This window comes from Pseudomonas sp. ACM7 (assembly GCF_004136015.1).
Classification (GTDB): Bacteria; Pseudomonadota; Gammaproteobacteria; order Pseudomonadales; family Pseudomonadaceae; genus Aquipseudomonas; species Aquipseudomonas frigoris.
This window is the reverse complement of sequence record NZ_CP024866.1, coordinates 1,153,044-1,172,092: the sequence shown is the minus strand read 5'-3', so window position 1 is coordinate 1,172,092 and position 19,049 is coordinate 1,153,044. Positions and strand designations below refer to the sequence as shown.

Here is a 19,049-nt window from a genome sequence, read left to right as displayed (position 1 = left end):
TTGCAGAAGGTCATCGCTTCGGCGGCGGCGGTGGCTTCATCCAGCAGCGAGGCGTTGGCGATCGGCAGGCCGGTGAGGTCGCTGATCAGGGTCTGGAAGTTCAGCAGCGCTTCGAGACGGCCCTGGGAGATTTCCGGTTGGTACGGGGTGTAGGCGGTGTACCAGGCCGGGTTTTCCAGCAGGTTGCGCAGGATTGGCGACGGCGTGTGCGTGCCGTAGTAGCCNTGGCCGATGTAGGTCTTGAACAGCTGGTTTTTGCCGGCGATGGATTTGATCAAGGCCAGGGCATCGGCTTCGCTNAGGCCGTCTTCGAGGCCGAGGACGCTGGTGCCCTTGATGCTGTCGGGGATGACGCTGGCGCTCAGGGCTTCCAGCGAGTCGAANCCGAGGCNNTTGAGCATGGCTTGNTCGTCGCCGGCACGCGGGCCGATGTGGCGGGCGATGAATTCGTTGGCGGTGGTCAGGCTTACTTGAGTCATGTCAGCGCTCCTCATGCTTCGGCGTTGGCTTTGATCAGACGGTCGTAGGCGTCTTGATCCAGCAGTTTGGCGACAGCCGATGCATCGGTTGGCTGGAAGCGGAAGAACCAGCCTTCACCCAGCGGATCTTCGTTGACCAGTTCAGGGCTGCTGTCGAGTGCCGGGTTCACTTCCAGCACTTCACCGTCCAACGGCATGTACACGCCGCTGGCGGCTTTTACCGATTCCACGGTGGCGGCTTCAGCGCCTTTGTCGTAGGACTGCAGCTCAGGCAGTTGTACGAAAACCACGTCGCCGAGGGCGTTCTGTGCGAAAGCGGTGATGCCGACGGTGACAGTGCCGTCAGCTTCGGTGCGCAGCCATTCGTGATCTTCAGTAAAACGCAACTCGCTCATGGAAACTCCTAAGGGGGCCAGACTCGTCTGGTGGACGCGATTGAATGCTTGGGCAAAAGCCCTGCTTTATAAGCGGTTACTAAGCAAAATCGCGGCCAATGTTATTTAATCGATATAAATCAATGAGTTATATGTTTGTTCAAGGTGTATGAATTTGCTGGCTGTAGCGAAATCGCTACAGCACAGGGTGGAGAAAAAAGACTAAGTGGATCAAAGCCTTGCACAGCGGTGATCAGGAGAGGGTGTAGCGATATCGTTCCGCTGTAGCGCTTTCAGTACAGACGGAGGTCGTTTTTGAGCAGGTTAGAAGCCCTTGAATTGGAATCCGACCCGTAGGAGCTGCCGAAGGCTGCGATCTTGTCGCAGGCGCTGCAAATTCAAAGTCAAAAGATCGCAGCCTTCGGCAGCTCCTACAGGGGCGCGCGTTCCAATGCTAAGCCAAGTGAGGCTTCAGGGCTTATTGGGAATGCCGTACTTGCGCAACCGATGGGCGATCGCCGTGTGGGAAGTTTGCAAACGGCTGGCCAGTTGGCGGGTTGAGGGGTAGCTGACGTAGAGTTTTTCCAGCAGGGTTTTTTCGAACTCTTCCATGGCTTGTTCGAGGCTGTCGACGTCGCTGTCACTCTGGCGCGCCACGGAGGTACCGGCAATATCGAGGTCGCCAATGTCGACAAGGCTGCTTTCGCAAATCGCAGCGGCGCGAAAGATCACGTTCTGCAATTGCCGTACGTTACCCGGCCAGCGATTGCCCAGCAGTGCCGGATAGGTCCCGGGCGCCAGACGGCAGACCGGGCGCTGGATCTGCGCGCAGGCCTGCTGCATGAAGTAGCGGGCCAGCAACAGGATGTCCTGGCCGCGTTCGCGCAGGGGCGGAACTTCGACGTTCAGGACGTTGAGGCGATAGAAGAGGTCTTCACGGAACGAACCCTCGCTGACCATTTTTTCCAGGTCACGGTGCGTGGCGCTGAGGATCCGCACGTTGACCTTCACCTCACGATCCCCGCCCACCCGGCGGAAGCTGCCGTCGTTCAAGAAGCGCAGCAACTTGGCCTGCAAATACGGCGACATCTCGCCGATCTCATCGAGAAACACCGTGCCTTGGTTGGCCAGTTCCATCAGCCCCGGTTTGCCGCCCCGTTGTGCGCCGGTGAAGGCGCCGGGGGCGTAGCCGAACAGTTCGCTTTCGGCGAGGTTCTCCGGCAATGCCGCACAGTTCAGCGCCAGAAATGGCGAACTGTGCCGGGCGCTAATGGCGTGGCAGGCACGCGCCACCAGTTCTTTGCCGGTGCCGGTTTCGCCCTGAATCAACAACGGTGCATCGAGGGCCGCAACACGCTGGGCGCGAGCCTTGAGGGTGCGAATCGCCGGGGACTCACCGAGCAGCGCATCGAAACCTTCGGCATGGTCGTGGTGCAGCGCCGAGAGGCGTTCGCCGATGCGGTTCGGTTGATACAGGGTCAGCAGGGCGCCGGCGTCGGTAATCGGTGTGGCGTCCAGCAGCAACGTCTGGCCGTTGACGGTGACTTCCCGCAGCGGCAGGCGGAAGCCGTTTTCCAGCAGGGATTCGAGCAGTGCCGGGTCGGCGAACAGGTCGGCGATGCTTTCGCCGTCAGGCTCGCGACCGTACAAGGCGATCAGTGCCGGGTTGGCCAACAGCACCTTGCCGGCACTGTCCAGCGCCAGGACCGGGTCGGTCATGGCCGCGAGCAACGCATCGAGCTGCAGGTGCCGACGCTGACCGGGAAGAATGTCGACCACCGTCACCGCTTGCACGCCGTGTACGCTGAACAACGCGTCGCGCAGCTCTTCGAGGACTTCCGGGCTCAAGGTCGGGGCGTCGATGTAGACGTTGGGCGGCACCATTTCCACCGCATCCAGATTGAGATTGCGCCCACCGAGCAGGGCCAGGACTTCCTGGGTAATGCCGACGCGGTCGATGAAGCTGACGTGGATACGCATGGGGCGTTTTTTGGGTTCTGGAGTGCGGAGGGTGGCAAGTATGCCTTGGAGGAGGGAGGGAGGTGAAATCGGCAATGGGGATGGCTTGAAAAGATCGTCCGAACGCGGCCCGAACCTTCGGCAGCTCCTACAGGGGAATGCGTTCGGCGTAGGAGCTGCCGAAGGCTGCGATCTGTTGATCTTCCAAGCGTTATTCCAGATGTTCGGGTTTGACCGGATCGCCGGATTTGACGTGGAGCTGCTCCCGCACATCTTCAAACATGGCGTCGTACTCCTTGTGTATCGAGCCGATACTGGCCTCTTTGGGCATCCCGTACTTCTGCGCGATGCGCGTGGCATGCCGGGCGAAGTCGAAGGCCTGATCTTTGGGCAGGAAGAATTCTTCCTTCAGCTCCTTGTCCCCAACCGTGCCATGCATCTTGAAGAGCATGCCTTCGCCTTCCTTGGGATCCTGGCTGACTGCATATTCGATGTGCAGGTTGTAACTGTAATCGTCCTTGTTCAGCGCGTGGCGCTCGATGTGCAGGTGACCGGGCTCGAACGTTGCCATTTAGCGTTTCTCCTTCAAAAAGGCATTGAATCAGGGCAGACCTCAGGCCTGCCCTCGGAGTTTCTTTTATTGATAGCTTATCCGGGTGTCGCCGTGTCCGAGAGTGGACCGATCACCGCGACTTTTCCAGTCTGTCGGGCGAACTTGGTTCATCTTGGTCAGCGTAAATCGGAGGCGTTATGAAGGTGCTGCTGGAGTACCAACCACCTTATGACTGGTCGGCGATGCTGGTTTTTTTGTCGGCGCGGGCGATTGTCGGGATCGAGGTCGTGGTTGGCGGCGTTTACTCGCGCAGCATCGGGTTGAACGGTGTTCATGGCACGTTTTCGATCAAGCCCGCAGTGACGGATGCGCTTGAAGTGACGCTGGATTTTCCTGATTCAACGGCGGTGCCAGAGATCATCGCGCGGCTGCGGCGGATGTTTGATCTGGATGTGGACCTGGCAACGATTCATCGGCAACTGGCGGTTGATCCATTGATGGCGCGGTTGATTGTCGAGCGTCCGGGGTTGCGGGTGCCGGGGGCGTGGGATGGCCTGGAGTTGGCGATTCGTGCGGTGTTGGGGCAGCAGATTAGCGTGGGCGCGGCGATTAAACTGGCGGGGAAACTGGTGGCGCAGTATGGCGAGCCGTTGGCTTCGTCGTTGCCCGGCGTGACCCATGTGTTTCCTCAGGCTGCCGCTTTGGCGTCAGTGGATCTGGCAGCGTTGGGGATGCCGAAAAGCCGTGGTCGAACGCTGTCGGGTGTGGCTCAGGCATTGCTCGATGATCCTTTATTGTTTGAGCCGGATCGGGAGGGCGGCGTTGCGCGGCTACTGGCGTTGCACGGGATTGGTGACTGGACGGCGCAATACATCGCCTTGCGGCAGTTGCGCGATCCGGATGCGTTTCCGAGCGGGGATGTGGGGTTGATCAATGCGCTGGCGGCGCTAGAAGGTGAGGCGGTGACGGCTCGGCAATTGTTGCAACGAGCCGAAGCGTGGCGACCCTATCGAGGCTATGCGGCGCAGCTTTTGTGGACTTCACTGAGTCGGACTGACTGAGCTAGTCCGAGATTTTTGCTGACTTTTCGGGCCCCATCGCGAGCAAGCTCGCTCCCACATTTGATCGCGGTCGTCCGGGAGATCCCGGTCAGTTGTGGGCGCGAGCTTGCTCCGGGCGGCGTTCCGACGATAGCTATCTGGCACTCACCACCACTGCGCGCGGTGAGAACCCAATTCAGAAGCCGGGATCGCCCACTGCAACGGCGTCCCGATAATCTTCAGCGGCACCTGCAACCGATGCGCCGGTCCCCAAGGCGTCTGCTCAACCAGCAGTCCTTGATCGTTGTCATCCTCCGCCCGCAACGGCTCATCTGTTCCCGAACCATTTTCAATCAGCAACTTCGCCGTACGCGCCAACGATAAGCGCGCCGATCCACTACGCCCCAACAATCGAATCGCACTGGCCGCCATCAAATACCCGGTAGCGTGATCGAGCGCTTGCAAGGGTAATGGCGTCGGTTTGTCCGCGCGTTTCCACTGCATGCCGGCATCGGCGATTCCGCTGCTCATTTGTACCAGGCTGTCGAAGCCGCGGCGGTTCTGCCACGGGCCGCTCCAACCGTAAGCATTAAGGCTGACGTCGATCAGGTCGGGCGCCAGTTTCTGGCGTTCGGCGACGCCGTAACCCAGGCGTTCCAGTGCGTCGGCGCGGTAGCCGTGGAGCAGAATGTCGGCGTCCTTGAGCAGGCTTTCGAACACCGCGCGATCCGTCTTGTCGTGCAGGTTCAGGCGTGCGCAGCGTTTGCCCAGGGTGACTTCCGGCACCACGCCAGGTTCGTTCCAGGTCGGTGGGTCGATGCGCAAAACGTCGGCGCCGAGGCCGGCCAGAAAACGGCTGGCGATCGGGCCGGCGAGCACTCGGGTCAAATCCAGCACCTTGATCCCGGCCAGCGGTTGCGCCACCGAGCCTTGCCACGGTTTCGCGTTCTGGCGACTGTTGTCAGCAAACTGAATCAGCGGCTCGGCGTTCACGGCGTGACCTTGGGGGTGCGCCTGCCATTGCGCCCAGCTGCGCATCTCGGCGGCGCAGCCACCGGCATCGACCACGGCCTGCTCCAGATCGCTTTTGGCCCATTGAGCAACCTTGCTCGCCATCGCTGCACGGTCGGCACAGGCACCGAGCACTTTTTCGGCAGCGGCGCGGTGATGGGGCGCGTTGGTGTGCAGGCGGATCCAGCCATCCTTCGTGGCGTAGTCACCGGCGACCGGGTCCCATAACGGCGGGAGGCTCCAGCCGACCGGGCGGATCGACGTGGCGAACCAGAAAGAGGCCAGGCGCCGATCGACCTCAAGGCTGGGTAAGCGACCGGTTTGTTGCTGCAGCCATTCACTGACAGCCTGGCCGGCAGCGGCAATGCTGGCGCACGCCAGGTCGGTGACGGCAAACGCCGAGGGCAGGGCGCCGCTCGACGTGAATGGAATCGGCGTGTGAGGCAAGCCGAGTGCGGCTTGAATGGACGTGAGTAAATCAGTCATCGAAGGCCCTCCGGGAGAGAGGGCAGCATAGATCAAAAGATCAAAAGATCGCAGCCTTCGGCAGCTCCTACAGGGATCGGTGTAGGAGCTGCCGAAGGCTGCGATCTTTTGAGGGTTACACCCGAAACTGATCCATCAATTTCATCTGATGGGTGGTCAACGAGTTGAGCTGGCTGCTGATGTGCGCCGACTCGGTGGCCTGGCCGGTCAGGGTTTCGGTGACGGTGCGGATCGCCGAGACGTTGCGATTGACCTCTTCGGCCACGGCGCTTTGCTGTTCGGCGGCGCTGGCGATTTGCAGGTTCATGTCGCTGATGACCGTCACCGCGTCGCTGATTTTGCTCAAGGCCTGGACGGCTTGCTGGATCTGCCCGGCATTGCTGTGAGCTTGAGTCTGGCTCGAATGCATCGTGGCCACCACGCCGCGAGTGCCGGTCTGGATGCGTTCGATCACGATGCGAATTTCTTCCACCGAATCCTGGGTGCGTTTGGCCAGGTTGCGCACTTCATCGGCTACCACCGCAAACCCGCGCCCGCTTTCCCCGGCACGCGCCGCTTCAATCGCCGCGTTGAGCGCCAGCAGGTTGGTTTGTTCGGCGATGCTGCGGATCACTTCCAGCACCGAGCCGATCTGCTCGCTGTTGACTGCCAACGCTTCGACTTCGGTCACGGCCTTGCTGACTTCGTCGGCCAGTTGATTGATGTCGCGGGTGCTGCGTTCGATGATCTGCATGCCGTCGCGGGCTGACTGGTCGGCACCCTTGGCCGCGTTCGCCGCGTTCGAGGCACTGTTGGCGACGTCGTGGGCGGTGGCGCTCATTTCGTTGGACGCGGTGGCGACCTGGTCGATTTCGCGGAATTGCACCTGCATGCCTTCGCTGGTCTGGCGGGCGATTTCCGAAGACTGGTCGGCGGTGCCGCGCGCATCGGTGATGCTTTGTTTGATCTGCGCGATGGTCGGTTGCAACTTGTCGAGGAAGCGGTTGAACCAGCTCACCAGTTCGCCCAGTTCGTCTTTCTTGCTGTAGTGCAGACGCTGCGTCAGGTCGCCGTCGCCGCTGGCAATCGCCTTGAGCATCTCGGCTACGCTGTTGATCGGCCGGGTCACACCGGACGCCGTGAGCCAGATCAGCAACAGTCCGACCAGGCCGGCAATCACTGCCACCAAAACGGCTTTGATCGTGCCGCTTTGCTGAGCGTCATTGAGTACGGCCTGCAGCTTGACCGAGTCGGCCAGCAACACTTGTTTCGGCAGGTCGATCACCACGCCCCAGGCCTTGGACTCGGCAATCGGACTGACCGGGTACACCGCGCGGATCAGGTCGCCCTGTTCGAGAATCTTCGGCGTCCCACCGCTGAGCAGTTGCAGGACGTCCTTGCCGTCCGCGCCCAAGGTGTCGCCGATGCTTTTGCCGACCTTGCTCGCGTCCACGCTGTAACCGGCGAGTACGCCGCTGCCGGAGACGATCAACATGTGTCCGGCGCTGTTGAACAGATCACGTTGAGAATCGACAGCCGCTGCTTGCAGGGCGTCGAGGGCAATGTCCACACCGACCACGCCGATGGACTTGCCATCCACCAGCAGCGGTACGGAAATGGTGGTCATCAGCATTTCCTTGCCGGCGACAGTGTCGGCATACGGGTCGAGCAGGCAGGTGCGCTTGCTGTCGCGAGGGCAGGTGTACCAGCTGTTATAGGGTGTGCCGCTGAGGCTCAAGGTGGTTTTGGTCATGTCGTCTTCGACCATGATCGTGTTGATCCCGACACCGCCGGCACGGCTCCAGTAGCTGGCGAAACGACCGACTTCGTTGGACTGGCGAGCCGCATCGTTGGCGAACTCGCTGTCCTTGCCGTCGAGGCCATTGGGCTCGAATGCCAGCCAGATGCCGAGCACTTTGCTGTTGCGTTCGAAGGCGGTTTTCAGGCTCTGGTTCAACTCTTCACGCAGGACGCCGGCGTCAAGAGAGTGCTTGCTCGCCATGTTGCGCATGTCCTCGATCTGATCGGCCAGGGCAGTCACCACCAGCAGATTTTCGCCGAAGGTCTTCTGCACCCGCACCGCTTGCTCGGCGGCCTTGGCCTGGAGCAGGTTCTGCACGCTGGCGGTGAGCATCTTGCTGCTGGAGGCGCTGACCAGTTCATCGTTCTGATCGGTCTGGTAGATGTTCATGCCGACGATCAGGACGACCACGCCCAGCAGGCACAGACCGGACAGCAGGACGATTTTCAGGCGGATGGAGAGAGAGTCGAACATAGGACGAACTCGCGAATGGATGAGGTGTTGGCTGTGAGTCGGGATCGACCCGGTTCGCCAAGTCCATTCAGCGCCATTTAATGCACATCGGCGTGGGCGCAGGTTGCATGAACGTGAAGCCGACGAACGGTAACAGGTGAACGTTTGCGCAGGAAAATGCCCTGAAAAGGGCAGAAATTCAGGAAATTGTCGGCAACGATTCCGGCCGCGACCAGATCCACAGATTGCCCAGGCTCATCCCGGCAATCGCCAGAAAGATCGGCCAGCCATGATCGAGCATCACCAGCATCAACCCGGCGCACAGCAGCATGCTGACGGTGGCGCTGACCTTGGCTCGGCGGGCGATGATTTTGCCGTTGCGCCAGTTGCGCAGGATGGAACCGAACAGCCGATGGTTTTCCAGCCAGGCGCTCAGACGCGGCGAACTTTTAGTCGCGGCCCAGGCGGCCAGCAGGATGAACTCGGTGGTCGGCAGTCCGGGTAAGACGATGGCGATCAGGCCGATGCCCAGGCTGAGGTAGGCGAGCAGGCCGAAGAGGATTCGGGCGAGTTTTGAGGAGGCAGGCATGGACTCAAGGGAGGTCGTAAGAGGCAAGATCGGAATTTGGAAGACCTGCTCAAACCCGGTGGGAGCGAGCTTGCTCGCGATAGAGATCTACCATTCAACATCTCTGTTGAATGTTAAGCCGCTATCGCGAGCAAGCTCGCTCCCACAGGGGAATGCATTCCGTCAGGCGAATTCAGGGGTGGTGGCGTAGGCCTGTTCCAGCAACACGGTAAAGCGGTTGAACGCGTCGATTGCGCCTTTATCCAACTCGGCTTCTTCTTGTGCGCTGAGTTCCAGCCCGTCGAGGGTTTTGACGAAGCTTTTCCAGCCTTCAGCGCGACCACCGGCCGGTTCACCGAGATGGCGGGCACCAAAGGTTTCGCTCAAGCCGAGACCCACGGCACGCTTGATCAGGAAGGCTGCGCCGAGTTTCGAACCTTCAGAGACGAACAGCCAGCCAAGTGCTTCGGCTTTGGTTGGATTCTTCACCGCCCCGGCGACGGGGGCCGGAACTTCAGTTTCCAGATCAGCCAGATCCGCCTTGGCCGCTTCAGCACGGCAGCGAGCTGGCAGGTCCGGGACGATGGCGGTCAATTCGGCATCGTTGTACAGCGAGACCAGTTCCGACTGAAACAAATACTGAGCCACCACGAAACGCGCGAAGTTGGCCTGGGTTTCAAACGGTGCGTGGGCTTTGACCAAGGCATCAAGCTTGGTGTGAGGCTCGTTTGTGATCTGGTTCAAACGTTGCGAACGCAGAGCTGGGCGTTGAGCAGTGTCCTGAGAGGTCATGAGAAGTCCTTGAGAAAAAGAGGCGCTTGGTAACGAGACGAATGACGTGGCGCCTGACAGTAAAAAAACCTCACTGCGCCACTTCTTTAAAAGCAGCGCAGTGAGGTGGCAGGCTCAGATATCCCAGACCAGATTGATCGCGAAGTTGCGACCCGGTTGGGTCAGGCGGTCGAGGTTGGCCGGTTGAGTGACCGAGGCTTCGCCGACGCTGTCGTAACCGCGCACGTCGTCCCACTGCCAGTACTTCTTGTTGGTCAGGTTGTACAAACCAGCGTTGACGGTTACGTCGTCGGTCACCTTGTAGAAGCCGGCCAGGTCAAGCACGCCATAACCCGGGGTCTTGAACTGGGTGCTGGTGCCGTCAGGGGTTTTGAAGCTGGTGCTGTCGACGCGGGTCTTGCGTTTGACCAGTGTCCAGCTCAACAGGGCGCCGTAGTTGTCCTGGTCGTAACCCAGGCCGAACACGCCGGTCAGCGGGTTGATGCTGTTCAGCGGCTGGCCGCTTTCATCGTTACGGCCATACAGGTAGGCCACCGAACCTTGGGTGTAGAGACCGGTCGGGGCGCCGAAGCTGTCGAGGTTCAGGCGTCCCTTGAGCTCCACGCCTTTGATGGTGGCGTGGGCGATGTTGTTGCTCTGGAACGTGGTCTCGGTGTAGCCGGGCGTGATTGCGTTCTCGTCGATGAAGTCGCGGTATTTGTTGTAGAACACCGCCACATCGAAAGTGCCTGCCTCGAACTGGCCGCGCAGGCCGGTTTCATAGCTCTTGCTCTTTTCCGGTTCCAGGTCGGGATTGGGCGCGACCTGATAGCCGCCGGCCAGGTTTTCAAAGCGACCGTACAGCGCCTTGGCGGTCGGCGTGCGGAAGCCTTCGGCGTACTGGCCATACCAGGTGTAGTTATCGTTGAAGCTATAGGTGGTGCCGAATTTTGGCGACAGACGATGCCAGGTCTTGGTGTCCTCGCTCACCACACCGTTGCCGCTTTGGTCGGCGGTGACCAGGAACTCGTCGGTGATGTGCGGCTTGAGCTGGGTGTAGTCGTAGCGTGCGCCGGGCAGGAAGGTCCAGTTGCCCCAGCTGATCTGATCCTGGGCGAACAGGCTGTAGCTGTTGATGGTCGGGTCCGGGAAATCGCTGGCCGGTTTCAGGGTGTCGGCGGCGCTGGCGGCACCGATGACCCGGCAAGCGCCGGCCACGGTCAGGCAGGTGCCGCTACCGGTACGCAGGCCGGTGACTTTGTCCTGTTTGATGGTCGTGCCATAGGTGACGCGGTGGTCGGTGTCGGCGATGGCGAACGACTTGTCAGCCTGGGCATCGAACACCCATTGGCGATCCTTGTAGGTGGTATCGCGGTTGCGCAGCACGGTGCGCGACGGCGCGTAGATTTCTTCGGTGCTCTGATCGGTCTTGGCGATCTGGTAGTTCAGCGTCCACTTGATGTTGTCAGCCAGGACGCTGTCCAGGCCGAAGCTGTGTTCCAGACCGAAGCGTTCGCGGGTGACGGTGTCGTTGCCGGTACGGGATTTATAGAAGCCGAAACCTCGTCCTGCGTTGAACGGGCCGCCCACTGCGCTCAGCTGATTAGTGTCGCGGTCGTCCTTGTAGTGCTCGTAAGTCAGGCCGAAGCGCGCATCGTCGGCGTAGTCCCAGCCCAGTTTGGCCAGCACGTTGGTGGTGCGCACGTCCTCGGGGTTGGCCTCGGTGCGGTTCAGGCCGGTGCCGCCGGTTTCGCCGTAGGACTTTGTTTCATGACCATTGCGCTGACTCAAGTGCAACAGGCCGTCGAAGTCGCCGGTGCGGCCGGCCACCGTGCCAGAGGTCAGCCAGCTGTCGTCGGCCGAGCTGTAGCCGGTTTTCAGGCGCGCGCCGACATCCTTGCCCGGTTTGATGAGGTCGTCCGGGTCCAGCGTGTAGTAGCTGACCGCGCCGCCGATGGCGTTGCTGCCGTAGAGCACGGACGCCGGGCCGCGCAGGATCTCGACGCGCTTGACGATCTCGGGGTCGACGTAGTTGCGGTTGCTCTGGGCGTAAGGGCCGTTGAAGAAGCTGTCGGGCACCTGCACACCGTCGACCTGGGTCAGTACGCGGTCGCCGTCGATGCCGCGGATGTTGTAGCCAGTGAGACCGGCGCGTTGACCGGCACCGCCTACCGAAACACCGGGCTCGTAGCGCACCAGATCCTTGATGTTATTCACGTTGTTGCGGTCCAGCTCTTCACGGGTGTGAACGGTGACGGTGCTCGGCACGCTGTCGATGCTTTGCTCCTGGCGGGTGGCGCTGATGGTCACCTGGTCCAGGTTGAGCGCGCTGCTGTTGCTGCGCTTCTCCAGGACGATGTTGTTGGTGCCCAGTTTGCGATAGCTCAGGTTGGTCCCCACCAACAGGCGATCGAGGGCTTTCTCCGGCGGCAGCGAACCCCGTACGCCCGGCGAGGCCACGCCTTCAGCCAGTTCTGCCGGCAAGCCGACCTGCCAACCGGTCACGGCGGTAAAGGCATTGAGTGCCGAGACCAGCGATTGCTGAGGGATGGCGAACGCGTAATCGCCCATGTTGCGGGTCGGTTGCTCGGCAGCGGTGGCGGCGCAGAGCTGCGCGCTGCCGGCCATCAGGATGGCGGCGGTCAGCAGCGACAGCACGCGAGAAGGTGAAGAAGGTTGGCGGGTAAGGCGAGAGGACATCGATAGCGCTCCGTGTCGCACGAATCTTTATAGGTGCTGATTGGCATCCGGAGATGCGAATCAATTGCATTGGCTATAACGAGACGTACGGGGTTTGGCTATCGAGTAAAAATAATTCTCATCTAGGGGGCGTTCTCAATTAGTTTCCCCACCGCGGGGAAACTAATTGAGAACGCCCCCTAGTTCAGAATCACCAGCGCCGGGAATTCCTGGAGCCGCGCCGAGGTGATGTGGGCAAGCGAGCGGACCACGTCCAACGGCTGGTCGAGGCGGTAATTGCCGGTGACGGCGATGTCGGCTAACTGCTCGTTGTTGTTGATGATCCAGCCGGGATAGTAACGACGCAGCTCCGCCAGCACTTGGCTCAGCGGGCAGTTTTCAAACACCAGTCGACCCTGGACCCACGCCAGGTCGGTCGCGGCATCGAGTCTGTCGGGGCGATCGAAACCGTTGGGGCCGATGCGGATGCTTTCTCCGGCGGACAAGCGAATTCGCGCGTCGTCGCGGGTCGCTCGCAAGTCGACATCCCCACGCTGTACTCGAACCTGTGCCACGCCGTCCAGATAGCGCACCGCAAACGCGGTGTCCCGCACGCTGGCCTTGACCGGCCCGGCGTCGATTTCCAGCGGCTGGCCGCGATTGGCCGGTACCTCGAAAAACGCCTCGCCTTGATACAAACGGGCAACGCGCTGTTGATCGTTGATGGTGCTGGAGAAGGCCGAGTTGGTATTGAGCAGGACCTTCGAGCCATCCTCCAGTTGCAGCCGCTGGCGTTCACCGACCACCGTCAGGTGATCAGCCTGCAGGCGAATCGGCAGATTGCTGAAACTGAACAAACCGAGGATCAGCACGGCGGCGGTGGCCAAGGGTTTCCAGTGCGGTCGCAGGCGCGACAGGACGGCCACTTTCGGCGGCCGGGCGGCCAGGCTCTGCGCGCATTGCACGACTTGCGGGCCCTCCCAGATCGCCTGAGCTTTGGCGAACGCCTCGGCATGCAGCGGATCGGCGGCCAGCCAGTCGTGAAACTGTCGGGTTTGTTCCTCGCTCGGACTGTCCAGCACGATCAGCCAGTCCAGGGCCTGGTCCATCGCGCTTGCGGGGTCCCGCGCCGGGGAGGGCGGAGGGGGGGCGGGGGGAGGCACTGGAAGTGTGTCCGTCACGGTGTTTCCTCGGCAGTGTCTTGGCACCGCTGTTTTTTTAGTGAAGCTTGAAAGTGGGGCAAGGGTAGCAAAGCCCGATAGTCAGTGCAGGGCATCCTCACACATAGAGAATTAGCCTACAGATTCAGTCGCCGTTTAACCGTTCGGCCACGCCGATGCAGATCGCCATGATCAGTTTCAGCTCCTTTTGCACGGTGCTCAATGACACGCCGAGCTTCTCGGCGATCTCCAGATAGCTGTGCCCGTGCAGACGACTGAGGATGAAAATCTGCTGCTGACGGGCGCTGAGTTCATTGAGGCTCACGTTCAAACGCTCGAGCAATTGTTCGGCATGGGCGGCGTCCTCGGCACTGCTGGCGGGGGCGGCGACGCTTTCCACCACGTCCAGCGGCACGTCGTCGAGCATCGTGCGGGACTGAATGCGCCGCGCACGCAAATGGTCCAGTGCCAGGTTGCGGGCGGTCTGGAAAACGAAGGGCTCAAGGTGATCGATGGCCCGCTCACTGAGCGCCCGGGTCACTCGCAGGTAGGTCTCCTGCAGGAGGTCTTCGGCGGTGCTGTGATTGTTGACCATCCGCTCCAATGTGCGCAGCAGAGAGACTCGCTGGGCGATGAAGACGTGATTGAAGCGAGATTGACTCACGGGAGAACCTGATCCATTTCGAGCGAATGATAATGCTTATCATTCGCTCGAGTGGTCAAGTATTGATTTGTGAAGGGCTAGGCGCGGCCCAGCAGATAGGTCGCGTAATCGGGGATCCGATGTTCGTGCGCCTGCTCCATCATCGGGCTGCTGAGCAGGTAGTCGGCGCTGCATTCATTGCAGGCGACGGGGATGTTCCAGACCGCCGCGACGCGCAATAACGCCTTGATGTCCGGGTCGTGCGGCTGTGGTTCGAACGGGTCCCAGAAGAACACCAGCATGTCGACCCGCTGCTCGGCGATTCGCGCGCCGAGTTGCTGGTCGCCGCCCAACGGACCGCTAATCATGCTCTCCACAGGCAAATTCAGGCGTTGTTGCAACAACAACCCGGTGGTGCCGGTGGCGACCAGTTCATGCTGTGCGAGTCTGTCTTTCTGCCGCTGGGCCCAGTCCAGCAAAAACACCTTGCAGTGGTCATGGGCGACCAGGGCAATACGCTTGCGCGCTGCCATGGTCTTTTGCGTAAAGCTGATACCGATCATCGGTGCTGCTCCAGACGTTTATCCGCCGTCGGCGCTGAAGATCAAAAGATCGCAGCCTTCGGCAGCTCCTACAAGGCATGGTGCGACGCAAAACCTGTAGCTGCCGAAGGCTGCGATCTTTTGATCGTTGAACCTTCGGGCCGCCTACGGTGGTCATCGGTTTATTCAGCGTTGCACAGCGCCAGGCAGTTATCGAGCATGCGGTTGGAGAAGCCCCATTCGTTGTCGTACCAGGCCAGCACCTTGAGCAGCTTGCCGCTGGACTTGGTGTGGTTGGCGTCAAAGATCGACGACAGCGGGTTGTGGTTGAAGTCGCTGGAGACCAGCGGCAGGGTGTTGTAACCGAGAATTTTCGAGTGCTGGCTGGCTTCTTTCAGCAGTGCGTTCACTTCATCGGCCGACGCTTCACGCTTGAGTTGCACGGTCAGGTCCACCAGCGACACGTTGATCACCGGCACGCGTACCGACATACCGGTCAGTTTGCCCGCCAGTTCCGGCAGCACAAGACCGACCGCTTCAGCCGCGCCGGTTTTGCTCGGGATCATGTTCTGCGTGGCCGAACGCGCACGATACGGATCGACATGATAGACGTCGGTCAGGTGCTGATCGTTGGTGTAGGCGTGAATAGTGGTCATCAGACCGCTTTCGATTCCCAGCTCGCGGTGCAACACCTGAGCCACCGGGGCCAGGCAGTTGGTGGTGCACGAAGCATTGGAAATGATCTGGTGCGATTGGCGCAGAATGTCGTGGTTAACGCCATACACCACAGTGGCGTCGGCGCCTTTGGCCGGGGCCGAGATGATCACTTTGCGTGCGCCGGCCGTAATATGCGCGGCGGCTTTGTCGCGGTCGGTGAACAAACCGGTGCATTCGAATACGACGTCGATCTTCTCGGCAGCCCACGGTAGTTCGGCCGGGTTGCGAATGGCGCTGACAGAAATACGGTCGCCGTTGACGGTCAGGCTTTCCCGATCGTGCTGGACATCGGCATCGAACGTGCCGTGAACAGTGTCGTACTTGAGCAGATGAGCGTTCATCGCGCTGTCGCCCAGGTCATTGATGGCAACGATCTGCAGATCCTGGCGATAACCTTGGGTATACAGTGCGCGCAGGACGTTACGGCCAATTCGGCCAAAACCATTGATTGCGATTCGAAGAGTCATTTAACAGGGCCGCCGTCGTTTTGTTGTTGGAATTACAAGATTATTCGCATAAAAATAGAAAACAAGCCTTTTTAATGGCAATATTTTGTTCAATCTACAACGAGTGACCTGAATCAACTGGTCCGACCGATCAAGAAAACCGTCTGTCATCCCATCGACAACGGCTCTTGTTCAGCATAGACAATCAGGTCGCCACATCCGTTAGCCTGGAGTTCTAAACATGCATCCCCGCGTCCTTGAGGTCACCGAACGGCTTATCGCCCGCAGCCGCGCCACGCGTGAGGCTTACCTTGCACTGATTCGTGGTGCTGCCAGCGACGGTCCCATGCGCGGCAAGCTGCAATGCGCCAACTTCGCCCACGGCGTAGCCGGTTGCGGCACCGACGACAAGAACAGTCTGCGGATGATGAACTCCGCCAACATTGCGATTGTTTCGTCCTATAACGACATGCTCTCGGCGCACCAGCCGTACGAAGTCTTTCCTGAACAGATCAAAAAGGCCCTGCGTGAAATCGGCTCCGTCGGCCAGTTCGCCGGCGGCACCCCGGCCATGTGCGATGGCGTGACCCAGGGCGAGCCAGGCATGGAGCTGAGCCTGCCGAGCCGCGAAGTGATTGCGCTGTCCACCGCCGTGGCGCTGTCCCACAACATGTTCGATGGCGCGCTGATGCTCGGCATCTGCGACAAAATCGTGCCGGGCCTGATGATGGGCGCGCTGCGTTTCGGTCATCTGCCGACGATCTTCGTCCCGGGCGGACCGATGGTCTCGGGCATTTCCAACAAGCAGAAAGCCGACGTGCGCCAGCGCTATGCCGAAGGCAAGGCCAGCCGCGAAGAGCTGCTGGAATCGGAGATGAAGTCCTACCACAGCCCGGGTACCTGCACCTTTTACGGCACCGCCAACACCAACCAGTTGTTGATGGAAGTCATGGGCCTGCACTTGCCGGGCGCCTCTTTCGTCAACCCGAACACCCCGTTGCGTGATGCCCTGACCCGCGAAGCGGCGCATCAGGTCACGCGTCTGACCAAGCAGAGCGGCGACTTCATGCCGATCGGCGAAATCGTCGACGAACGTTCGCTGGTCAACTCGATTGTTGCGTTGCACGCCACCGGCGGCTCGACCAACCACACGCTGCACATGCCAGCGATCGCCATGGCGGCGGGCATTCAATTGACCTGGCAGGACATGGCCGACCTCTCCGAGGTGGTGCCGACCCTGAGCCACGTCTACCCGAACGGCAAAGCCGACATCAACCACTTCCAGGCGGCGGGCGGCATGTCGTTCCTGATCCGCGAATTGCTGGAAGCCGGGTTGCTGCATGAAAACGTCAACACGGTTTTGGGCCATGGCCTCAGCCGCTACACCATGGAACCGTTCCTCGAAAACGGCGAACTGGTCTGGCGCGAAGGCCCGATCGAAAGCCTCGACGAAACCATCCTGCGTCCGGTCGCTCGCGCATTCTCGCCAGAGGGCGGCTTGCGAGTGATGGAAGGCAACCTCGGCCGCGGTGTCATGAAAGTGTCCGCCGTCGCTTTGGAAAACCAGGTCGTCGAAGCACCGGCCATGGTGTTCCAGGATCAGCAGGACCTGGCCGATGCATTCAAGGCCGGTTTGCTCGAGAAGGATTTCGTCGCGGTGATGCGCTTCCAGGGCCCGCGTTCCAACGGCATGCCGGAGCTGCACAAGATGACGCCGTTCCTCGGCGTGCTGCAGGATCGCGGCTTCAAAGTCGCGCTGGTGACCGACGGGCGTATGTCCGGTGCGTCGGGGAAAATCCCGGCGGCGATTCACGTCAGCCCCGAAGCGTATGTGGGCGGCGCTTTGGCGCGGGTGCAAGAGGGCGATATCATCCGCGTCGATGGCGTCAAAGGCACTCTTGAGCTTAAGGTGGACGCCGACGAATTCGCAGCGCGCGAACCTGCCAAAGGCCTGTTGGGCAATAACATTGGCAGCGGTCGCGAACTGTTTGGTTTCATGCGCATGGCCTTCAGCTCGGCGGAGCAGGGCGCCAGCGCCTTTACTTCTGCCCTGGAGACGCTTAATTGAAACTGGCTTTGGTCGGTGACATCGGTGGGACCAACGCACGTTTCGCGTTGTGGAAAAACCAGCAGCTGGAATCGATCCAGGTGCTGGCAACGGCCGACCACGCCAGCCCGGAAGAGGCAATTGCTCTCTACCTGAGCGGGCTTGGCCTGGAACCGGGTTCGATCGGTTCGGTGTGCCTGTCGGTGGCCGGCCCCGTCAGCGGCGATGAATTCAAGTTCACCAACAATCACTGGCGACTCAGCCGCAAGAGGTTCTGCAAGACCTTGCAGGTGGATCAACTGTTGCTGGTCAACGACTTCTCGGCGATGGCGCTGGGCATGACCCGTTTGCAGCCGGACGAGTTTCGGGTGGTCTGCGAAGGCACGGCGGAACCGTTGCGGCCGGCGGTGGTGATCGGTCCGGGGACGGGCCTGGGCGTCGGCACGTTGCTCGACCTCGGCGAAGGTCGTTTCGCCGCGTTGCCGGGGGAGGGCGGTCACGTCGATTTGCCGCTGAGCAGTCCGCGGGAAACTCAACTGTGGCAGCACATCTTCAATGAGATCGGCCATGTCAGCGCTGAAACGGCGTTGAGCGGCAGCGGTTTGCCGCGGGTCTATCGGGCGATTTGTGCAGTGGACGGTCATGAACCCGTGCTGAATTCCCCCGAGTCGATTACCGCAGCCGGTCTGGCGGGTGATCCGATTGCCCTGGAAGTGCTCGAGCAGTTCTGCTGCTGGCTGGGTCGTGTGGCCGGCAACAACGTGCTGACCACGGGCGGGCGGGGTGGCGTGTACATCGTGGGCGGAGTGATTCCGCGGTTCGCCGATTTCTTCATCGAAAGCGGCTTTGCCCGATGCTTTGCCGACAAGGGTTGCATGAGCGATTACTTCAAAGGCATCCCGGTGTGGCTGGTGACGGCGCCGTACTCCGGCCTTGTGGGCGCGGGTGTGGCGCTCGACCAGGCCTAAGACCGAGTCGCCTTCATCGCGAGCAAGCTCGCTCCCACAGGATTACTTACATTTTCAGAATGTGTATTTATCCCTAGGGAAACTCTGAAAAAGACATCCAGATTTGGTGAAATACGCACCTCGCACAAACTGAGCGGTTGAACCCCGATGAAACAGATGTCCTTCGCCGATGCCGAATATGCCGGAAAACGTAAGCAGACCCGCCGCGAGCGCTTCCTGATCGAGATGGATCAGGTGGTGCCTTGGAAGGGCCTGATTGCCTTGATCGAGCCACACTATCCGAAGGGCGAAGGTGGCCGTCCGGCGTATCCGTTGATGGCTATGTTGCGGGTTCATCTAATGCAGAATTGGTTCGGCTACAGCGATCCGGCAA

Annotated in this window: 15 protein-coding genes and 3 pseudogenes; 4 read left to right on the top strand and 14 right to left on the bottom strand. The window is 60.6% G+C overall.

Translation table 11 applies throughout. The features are described 5' to 3' along the window. The 4 genes and pseudogenes from CUN63_RS05710 to CUN63_RS05695 all read right to left on the bottom strand — a co-directional run. Positions 1-479, bottom strand: a pseudogene (locus CUN63_RS05710) (glycine dehydrogenase (aminomethyl-transferring)); the annotation flags it as partial. Positions 480-490: 11 nt separating this feature from the next. Next, positions 491-874 (bottom strand): glycine cleavage system protein GcvH, encoded by a 384-nt coding sequence (gene gcvH, locus CUN63_RS05705; protein WP_007949423.1) that lies wholly within the window; start codon positions 872-874, stop codon positions 491-493. Positions 875-1,324: 450 nt separating this feature from the next. Further along, entirely contained in the window at positions 1,325-2,833 is a 1,509-nt protein-coding gene (locus CUN63_RS05700) for a sigma-54-dependent transcriptional regulator (RefSeq protein WP_129437827.1), read from the bottom strand. Positions 2,834-3,023: 190 nt separating this feature from the next. After that, entirely contained in the window at positions 3,024-3,383 is a 360-nt protein-coding gene (locus CUN63_RS05695) for a DUF5064 family protein (RefSeq protein ID WP_129437825.1), read from the bottom strand. A gap of 179 nt (positions 3,384-3,562) precedes the next feature. On the opposite strand from CUN63_RS05695, the gene CUN63_RS05690 reads away from it, so the two are divergent. Beyond that, entirely contained in the window at positions 3,563-4,426 is an 864-nt protein-coding gene (locus tag CUN63_RS05690; RefSeq protein ID WP_129437824.1) for a DNA-3-methyladenine glycosylase, read from the top strand. A 144-nt stretch (positions 4,427-4,570) separates the two neighbouring features. On the opposite strand, the gene CUN63_RS05685 is transcribed toward CUN63_RS05690, so the two are convergent. The 10 genes and pseudogenes from CUN63_RS05685 to gap form a co-directional block, all read right to left on the bottom strand. Continuing rightward, a complete protein-coding gene (locus CUN63_RS05685; protein WP_129437822.1) occupies positions 4,571-5,902 on the bottom strand; it encodes a CoA transferase in 1,332 nt (443 codons plus the stop codon). A gap of 115 nt (positions 5,903-6,017) precedes the next feature. Next, positions 6,018-6,545 (bottom strand): annotated as a pseudogene (locus CUN63_RS32665) (methyl-accepting chemotaxis protein); the annotation flags it as partial. A gap of 378 nt (positions 6,546-6,923) precedes the next feature. Further along, positions 6,924-7,883, bottom strand: a pseudogene (locus CUN63_RS32660) (chemotaxis protein); the annotation flags it as partial. Positions 7,884-8,334: 451 nt separating this feature from the next. After that, positions 8,335-8,724, bottom strand: coding sequence for a YbaN family protein (locus CUN63_RS05675; protein ID WP_129437818.1), 390 nt, complete (start codon positions 8,722-8,724; stop codon positions 8,335-8,337). 162 nt (positions 8,725-8,886) lie between these two features. After that, positions 8,887-9,495: a biliverdin-producing heme oxygenase gene (locus tag CUN63_RS05665; protein ID WP_129437814.1), complete on the bottom strand. Its 609-nt coding sequence runs from the start codon at positions 9,493-9,495 to the stop codon at positions 8,887-8,889. Positions 9,496-9,609: 114 nt separating this feature from the next. Next, positions 9,610-12,174 (bottom strand): TonB-dependent receptor, encoded by a 2,565-nt coding sequence (locus CUN63_RS05660; protein ID WP_129437812.1) that lies wholly within the window; start codon positions 12,172-12,174, stop codon positions 9,610-9,612. Positions 12,175-12,353: 179 nt separating this feature from the next. After that, positions 12,354-13,262: a FecR domain-containing protein gene (locus tag CUN63_RS05655; protein WP_129437810.1), complete on the bottom strand. Its 909-nt coding sequence runs from the start codon at positions 13,260-13,262 to the stop codon at positions 12,354-12,356. 196 nt (positions 13,263-13,458) lie between these two features. After that, positions 13,459-13,977, bottom strand: a complete 519-nt coding sequence (locus CUN63_RS05650; protein ID WP_033056830.1) for an RNA polymerase sigma factor — start codon at positions 13,975-13,977, stop codon at positions 13,459-13,461. 77 nt (positions 13,978-14,054) lie between these two features. Continuing rightward, a complete protein-coding gene (locus CUN63_RS05645; protein ID WP_129437808.1) occupies positions 14,055-14,519 on the bottom strand; it encodes a methylglyoxal synthase in 465 nt (154 codons plus the stop codon). Positions 14,520-14,680: 161 nt separating this feature from the next. Then, positions 14,681-15,682, bottom strand: a complete 1,002-nt coding sequence (gene gap, locus CUN63_RS05640) for a type I glyceraldehyde-3-phosphate dehydrogenase (protein WP_129437806.1) — start codon at positions 15,680-15,682, stop codon at positions 14,681-14,683. 220 nt (positions 15,683-15,902) lie between these two features. On the opposite strand from gap, the gene edd reads away from it, so the two are divergent. The 3 genes from edd to CUN63_RS05625 all read left to right on the top strand — a co-directional run. After that, entirely contained in the window at positions 15,903-17,729 is a 1,827-nt protein-coding gene (edd, locus tag CUN63_RS05635) for a phosphogluconate dehydratase (protein WP_046049478.1), read from the top strand. Further along, a complete protein-coding gene (locus CUN63_RS05630) occupies positions 17,726-18,676 on the top strand; it encodes a glucokinase (protein WP_129437804.1) in 951 nt (316 codons plus the stop codon). The genes edd and CUN63_RS05630 overlap by 4 nt, the downstream gene beginning before the upstream one ends. Before the next feature lie 147 nt (positions 18,677-18,823). Next, on the top strand, positions 18,824-19,049 hold a 226-nt coding region (locus tag CUN63_RS05625; protein ID WP_165353231.1), incomplete at its 3' end, for a transposase.